Below are 7,748 nucleotides of genomic sequence, written 5' to 3'. Positions count from 1 at the left end.
GTGGCGGCGATGGAGCCGGGTGATGCGCTGAAGGTGCTGGAGTCGGTGCTGGGGCGGGGCGAGGAGCACCTCGTCGTCGCGGACGTCGACTGGGAACGCTTCGCCCCGCGGCTCGCGACCGCCCGCCCCGCTCCACTCGTCGCGGAAATCCCGGAGGCCCGCCGCGCGCTGGAGACGACCGGCGACGAGGGCGCCGGCACGGTCGGGGATCCCGCCGAGGCTCTGCGCACCGAACTCGGCGCGCTCTCCCCGGCGGAGCAGGACCTGCGGCTGCTGGACCTGGTGCGCACGCACGTAGCGGCCGTGCTCGGGCACGGCACCGACGAGGCGATCACAGCGGACCGGGCGTTCAAGGATCTCGGCTTCGACTCGCTCACCGCCGTCGAACTGCGCAAGCGCCTCACCGGCGCGACCGGACTGCGGCTGCCGGCGACGCTCGTGTTCGACCACCCCACGCCCCAGCTCCTCGTCAACCGCCTGCGGGCGGAGCTGACCCCCGAAGGGGTCCGGCGCTTCGACAGCGTGGTCGGGGAACTCGACCGGCTCGCGTCGGACATCTCCGCGCTCGCCGGAGAGGCCGAGGACGAAGCCCGGAACGAGATCTCACTGCGGCTGAAGGCACTGCTCCAGCTGTGCAGTCCCGCCGAGGGACCCGAGTCCGAACCGGGCCGGGCGGCCGACAAGCTCGCCTCGGCCTCCGACGACGACGTCTTCGACTTCATCAGCAACGAACTCGGCATCTCCTGACCCCCGGCCCCCATCCCCCTTGGCTCCCTTCTCCGCGCACCGCGTGACGACTTCCCGAACTTGGAGTAGTACGGCGTGACCAACACCAGCGAGGACAAGCTCCGTTACTTCCTGAAGCGAGTGACCGGCGAACTGCATGAAGCACGGCAACGCCTCCAGGAAGTGGAGTCGGGAGAGCGTGAGCCCATCGCGATCGTGGGGATGAGCTGCCGCTTCCCCGGCGGGGTCGACTCGCCCGAGCGGCTGTGGCAGCTGCTCGCCTCGGGCGAGGACGCCTTCTCCGAGTTCCCCGCCGACCGTGGCTGGGACACCGAGGGCCTGTACGACCCGGAGCTGTCGCGGCCGGGAACGTCGTACGTCCGCGAAGGCGGATTCCTCACCGACGTCGGCGACTTCGACCCCGCCTTCTTCGGGATCTCCCCGCGTGAGGCGACGGCGCTCGACCCGCAGCAGCGGCTGCTGCTGGAGACCTCGTGGGAGGCCATCGAGCGGGCCGGCATCGACCCGACGTCGCTGAAGGGCAGCCGTACCGGAGTCTTCGCCGGCACCAACGGCCAGGACTACGCCGCCCTGCTGCGCCGGTCCCCCAAGCAGTCCGAGGGCTACCTCGCCACCGGCATCGCGGCCAGCGTGGTCTCCGGGCGACTGTCGTACACCTTCGGCCTCGAGGGCCCGGCGGTGACCGTCGACACGGCCTGCTCGTCCTCGCTGGTGACCCTGCACCTGGCGGTCCAGGCGCTGCGCAACGACGAGTGCTCCCTCGCCCTCGCCGGCGGCGTCACGGTCATGGCCACCCCCGAGACGTTCGTGGAGTTCAGCCGTCAGGGCGCGCTCTCCCGCACCGGACGCTGCCGTCCCTTCGCCGCCGCGGCGGACGGTACGGCGTGGGGTGAGGGTGTCGGCATGCTGCTGCTGGAGCGGCTGTCCGACGCGCGGCGCAACGGCCACAAGGTGCTGGCCGTCGTACGCGGGTCCGCCGTCAACCAGGACGGTGCCAGCAACGGCCTTACGGCCCCCAACGGCCCATCCCAGCAGCGGGTCATCCGCGCCGCCCTCGCCAACGCCGGGCTCACCACCGCACAGGTGGACGCCGTCGAGGCCCACGGCACGGGCACCACGCTCGGTGACCCGATCGAGGCCCAGGCCCTGCTCGCCACCTACGGCCAGGGACGTCCCGCCGACCGCCCGCTGTGGATCGGCTCCCTCAAGGCGAACATCGGTCACACGGCCGCCGCCGCCGGTGTCGCCGGCGTCATCAAGATGGTGGAGGCGATGCGGCACGGTGCCCTGCCGCAGTCCCTCTACGTCGACGAACCCACCCCCCAGGTCGACTGGACCACCGGCGCCGTCCGCGTCCTCACGGAGCAGCGCGCCTGGCTGGAGACGGGAGAACCGCGTCGGGCGGGCATCTCCTCGTTCGGTGTGAGTGGCACGAATGCGCATGTGATTGTGGAGGAGGCTCCGGAGGGTTCGGGGTTGGTGGCTGAGGGTGCGGGTGTGGTGCCTTCGGTGGTGCCTTCGGTGGTGCCGTGGGTGGTGTCCGGGCGTGGGGTGGGGGCGTTGCGGGCGCAGGCCGGGCGGTTGCTGTCCCATGTCGGCGAGGGTGTCTCGCTGGTGGATGTGGGCTGGTCGTTGGCGGGGCGGGCGGCTTTGGAGGACCGGGCCGTGGTGGTCGGGTCCTCGGGTGAGGAGTTGCTGGCCGGGCTGGAGGCGTTGGCGCGGGGTGAGTCGGCGCCCAGCCTCATCGGGGGCGCTGCGGTTGGTGGCCGGCTGGCGGTGTTGTTCTCCGGTCAGGGCTCCCAGCGGCTCGGTATGGGCCGGGAGTTGTACGAGCGTTTCCCCGTGTTCGCCGAGGCTTTCGACGCCGCGTGTGCGGCTTTGGATGCGGAGCTGGGTGCCGGTGTCGGCGTCCGGGGTGTTGTGTTCGGTTCGGAGGCCGGTCTGCTGGATCGGACGGTGTTCACCCAGGCGGCGCTGTTCGCCGTTGAGGTGGCCTTGTTCCGGCTGGTGGAGTCCTTTGGCCTGCGCCCCGATTTCGTGGGCGGGCATTCGGTCGGTGAGTTGGTGGCTGCGTATGTGGCTGGTGTGTGGTCGCTTGGGGATGCGGCCCGGCTGGTGGCGGCGCGTGGCCGGCTGATGGATGCGTTGCCTGCTGGTGGGGCGATGGTGGTGGTGGAGGCCACCGAGGAAGAAGTGAGCGGCTTGCTGGCCGGTCGTGAGGGCCGGGTGGGTATCGCGGCTGTCAACGGGCCCACGTCGGTGGTGGTTTCCGGTGACGAGGATGCGGTCACGGCGTTGGCGGGGGAGCTGGCGGTGCGGGGCCGTCGTACCAAGCAGCTCGCGGTCTCGCACGCGTTTCATTCGCCGCGTATGGAGCCGATGCTGGAGGAGTTCCGGGCGGTTGCTGAAGGCCTGACCTTCTCGGCCCCGAAGGTCCCCCTGGTCTCGAACCTGACCGGCCGCCTCGCCGCCGCAGCCGAGATCTGCACTCCGGAGTATTGGGTGCGGCACGTCCGTGAGGGGGTCCGGTTCGCCGACGGCGTGGCAGAGTTGGCCGCCCAGGGCGTGTCGGTGTTCGTGGAGTTGGGTCCGGACGGCGTCCTGACCGGGCCGGGCTCGCAAGTGGCTGCGGATGCGGTGTTCGTTCCGGCGTTGCGCGGCGGGCGGCCGGAGGAGCAGGCGCTGCTCTCGGCGCTGGCCCGCGCCTGGACCCACGGCGTCGACGTGGACTGGAAGGCGGTGTTCACGGGCACCGGAGCCACCCGCGTGGACCTGCCCACCTACGCCTTCCAACGCCACCGCTACTGGCTCGACACCAGCACCGGCACCCCGGAAGCCGCGCTCTCCGCGCTCGGGGCGGAGTCGGCGGAGCATCCGTTGCTGGGCGCCTCGGTCGAACTGCCCGACGGGGGTGTCGTACTGACGGGTCGGCTGTCGCTGCGGACGCAGCCCTGGCTGGCGGACCACGCCGTGGCCGGGGCGGTGCTGCTGCCCGGGACCGCGTTCGTGGACATGGCCGTGCGGGCCGGTGACCAGGTGGGCTGCGCTGTCGTGGAGGAGCTGACGCTGCAGGCGCCGCTGATCGTTCCGGAGACCGGCGGGACCCGGCTGCGGGTGACCGTCGGGGCGCCGGACCAGGCCGGGCGGCGTACGCTCACCCTCCACTCCCGGCGGGACGACCTGTCGTACGGCGACGAGTGGACCAGGCACGCCGAGGGTGTGCTGGCGGTCGCCGGGAGCGCCGTGCCGCCGGTGCCTGATCTGACGGTGTGGCCGCCGGAGGGCGCCGTGGCCGTGGACACGGGCGCCCTGTACGAGGAGTTCGCCGCCGACGGCTACGACTACGGCCCGGTGTTCCGGGGCGTGCGTGCGGCCTGGCGGCGCGGTGACGAGGTGTTTGTCGAGGCCGCGCTGCCGGACGACCAGCGGGATACCGCCGCCGGGCACGCGCTGCATCCGGCACTGCTGGACGCGGCACTGCACGGGCTGCGCATGGGTGACTTCCACGGCGAGGGGCGCGCTCTCGTGCTGCCGTTCGCGTGGCGCGGGATCTCCGTGCGCGCGGCCGGGGCCTCGGTCGTGCGGGCGGCGTTGACGCCGGCCGGGGGCGACGGGGCCTCGGTGTTCGTCGCCGACTCCGCCGGGCGGCCGGTGGCCGTGATCGACTCGCTCGTGCTGCGGCCTGTCGCGCCCGAGCAGCTCGCCGCGGCGGCGGAGCGTCAGGACGACGAGCTGTTCCGCGTCGAGTGGGAACCGCTGCGGCAGCCGGACGCATCCGGGAGCGCCGGGGTGTGGGCCGTGGTCGGCCCCGACGAGGGCAAGCTCAGCGTCCACCTCCGCGAGGTCCCCGGCGCGCCTGCCGACGTGTCTGTCCACCCGGACCTCGCGGCGCTGTCCGCCGCGATCGACACCGGTGAAACGGTCGTACCGGACGTGGTGCTGATGGCGTACGTATCCGCCGAGTCCGCTGAGGACAACGGCGACCAGGCCCTCGCGGGCACCGCGGACGGCGTGCGTACGGCAGTGGAGGGCGCGGTGGCGACCGCGCGGGCCTGGCTGGACGACGAGCGGTTCGCGGCGTCCCGGCTGGTCTTCCTCACCCGCGGGGCCGTGGTGACCGGTGCGGGCGAGCGGCCCGACCTGGCGAAGGCGCCGCTGTGGGGCCTGATCCGCTCCGCGCAGTCCGAGCACCCCGGCCGGTTCGTCCTGGCCGACCTGGACCAGGACGAGACCTCGAGCCCGGCCCTGGTGGCCGCGCTGGCCTCGGGCGAGCCCCAGTTCGCCGTACGCGCCGGGGAACCGCTGGTCCCCCGGCTGCGACCGGCGGCCCCCCGGCCCTCCGCCACGGGCCCGCTGCTCGACCCGTCGGGCACGGTGCTGCTCACTGGAGCCACGGGCGGCCTCGGCAGCCTGCTCGCCCGGCACCTCGTCACCGAGCACGGCGTACGGCACCTGCTGCTCACCAGCAGGAGCGGCCCGGATGCCGAGGGTGCCGTCGAACTGCGCGCGGAGCTTGCCGCATTGGGCGCCCAGGTCACCCTGGTGGCCTGCGACGCCGCCGACCGCGCGGCACTGGAGCGGCTGCTGGACGGCGTACCGGACGAGCATCCGCTGACCGCGGTCGTGCACGCGGCCGGCGTGCTGGACGACGCCACCCTGACCGCCGTCACGCCCGACCAGATCGACCGGGTGCTGCGCCCGAAGGTCGACGCGGCGCTCCACCTCCACGAGCTGACGCGCGAGTCGAACCTGTCGGCGTTCATCCTCTTCTCGGGCGCCGCCGGCACGCTCGGCACCGCCGGACAGGGCGTCTACGCGGCGGCCAACGTCTTCCTGGACGCCCTCGCCCACCACCGCCACGCCCTCGGGCTGCCCGCCTGCTCGCTGGCCTGGGGTCTGTGGGCCGAGCGCAGCGGCATGACCGAGCGGCTGGGCGAGGGCGCCCGGCAGCGGCTGGCCCGCCTGGGCATCGCGGTGCTGGACTCCGACCGCGCACTGGCGCTGTTCGACGCTGCCGGCCAGGCGGACGACGCCGTGCTGCTGCCGATCCGGCTGGACCAGGGCGCGCTGCGCGCCTGGGCCGCGGACGGGCAGGACGGCGACGGCGTGGCGACGCTGCTGCGCGGGCTGGTGCGCATGCCTGTGGCGCGGCGGTCCACCGCCGGCGACACCGGCGCCGCAGTGGCGACCGGGGGAGCGGGAGCGGAGGGGACGGGCCCGGCCCTGCGGTCACGGCTCGCGGCCCTCACCGAGGACGAACGGCACCGAGCCGTTCTCGACCTCGTTCGCACCCACGCGGCCACGGCACTGGGGCACGCCACAGCGGCGGGCGTGGAGGCGGCACGGCCCTTCAAGGACGTCGGCTTCGACTCGCTGACCGCGATCGAACTGCGCAACTTGCTGGGCCGGGAGACGGGACTGCGGCTGCCGGCCACCCTGATCTTCGACCACCCGACCCCGGGCGCCCTGGCGGCACACCTGGCGGCCGAACTCGCCTCGGCACGCGCCGCGTCCCCCGTCGAGGACGGTCTGCGCGGTCTCGACGCCCTCGAATCGGCGCTCACCGGACTCGCCGAGGACGACCCGGAGCGCGGCCTCATCCAGACCCGGCTGCGCAAGCTGCTCGCCCAGTGCGAAGGGGACGGAACAGGCAGCGCGGACGCCGCGCTCACCCTGGCCGACAAACTCGACCAGGCCAGCGACGACGACCTCTTCCAGTTCATCGACGAGGAACTCTGATCCCTACCGCCCATTCCTGACCGACCACTTCACTGCACTGCACTGCACATCACTGAAACGAACGCTGTTCGGCGTGGAACGCGGAACACGGAGGGGGAAAGCGTGGGTACGGCAAACGAAGAGAAGCTTCGCGCCTACCTCAAGCGTGTCACCGGCGACCTGCACCAGGCCCGGCAGCGTTTGCGGGAACTGGAGGACGCCGACGCGGAGCCCATCGCGATCACCGCGATGAGCTGCCGCTACCCCGGCGGAGTCGCCGGCCCCGAGGACCTCTGGAACCTCGTCGCGACCGGCACCGACGCGGTGTCCGCGTTCCCCACCAACCGCGGCTGGGACCTCGACTCCCTCTACGACGCCGACCCCGAGAGCAAGGGCAGGACCTACGCCCGAGAAGGCGGATTCCTCCACGACCTCGACCAGTTCGACGCGGAATTCTTCGGGATCTCGCCGCGTGAAGCGCTGGCGATGGACCCCCAGCAGCGGCTGCTGCTGGAAACGTCCTGGGAGGTGTTCGAGCGGGCGGGCATCGACCCGAATGCGGTGCGCGGCAGCCGTACCGGCGTCTTCGCGGGCGTCATGTACGACGACTACGGCGCGGCACGCATTTACGGCGGCACTGCGGCCGAATTCGAGGGTTACCTCATCAACGGCAGCGCGGGCAGCATCGCCTCGGGCCGAGTGGCCTACACCCTGGGCCTGGAGGGCCCGGCGGTGACGGTGGACACGGCGTGCTCGTCCTCGCTGGTCGCCCTGCACCTGGCGGTACAGGCGCTGCGGTCGGGCGAGTGCACCATGGCCCTGGCCGGCGGCGTCACCGCCATCGCCACCCCGAGCCTCTTCGTGGAGTTCAGCCGGCAGCGGGGGCTGTCCCCGGACAGCCGCTGCAAGTCCTTCTCCGACGACGCGGACGGCACCGGCTGGGCCGAGGGCGTGGGCATGCTGCTGCTGGAGCGGCTGTCGGACGCGCGGCGCAATGGGCATCCGGTGCTGGCGGTGGTGCGCGGGTCTGCGGTCAACCAGGACGGTGCCAGCAACGGCCTCACCGCCCCCAATGGACCTGCTCAGCAGCGGGTCATCCGGGCGGCGCTCGCGAACGCGCGGCTCTCGGCGTCGGACGTCGATGCCGTCGAGGCGCACGGTACGGGGACGACGCTCGGGGATCCGATCGAGGCGCAGGCGCTGATCGCGGCCTATGGGCAGGAGCGGGAGTCGGATCGGCCGTTGTGGCTGGGGTCGTTGAAGTCGAACATCGGGCATGCGCA

General features: G+C 72.7%; 3 protein-coding genes. All 3 read left to right on the top strand.

Annotated elements, in window-relative coordinates:
- On the top strand, positions 1-747 hold a 747-nt coding region (locus ABZ078_RS43760; protein ID WP_356584179.1), incomplete at its 5' end, for a phosphopantetheine-binding protein.
- Between the two features lie 75 nt (positions 748-822).
- Positions 823-6,486, top strand: a complete 5,664-nt coding sequence (locus tag ABZ078_RS43755) for an SDR family NAD(P)-dependent oxidoreductase (protein WP_356584177.1) — start codon at positions 823-825, stop codon at positions 6,484-6,486.
- 102 nt (positions 6,487-6,588) lie between these two features.
- A partial coding sequence (locus tag ABZ078_RS43750) for a beta-ketoacyl synthase N-terminal-like domain-containing protein (RefSeq protein ID WP_356584175.1) occupies positions 6,589-7,748 on the top strand: 1,160 nt, incomplete at its 3' end.

This window comes from Streptomyces sp. NPDC006385 (assembly GCF_040612485.1).
GTDB lineage: Bacteria > Actinomycetota > Actinomycetes > Streptomycetales > Streptomycetaceae > Streptomyces.
The sequence above is the reverse complement of the archived record's forward strand: the minus strand, read 5'-3'. Positions and strand labels throughout refer to the sequence as shown.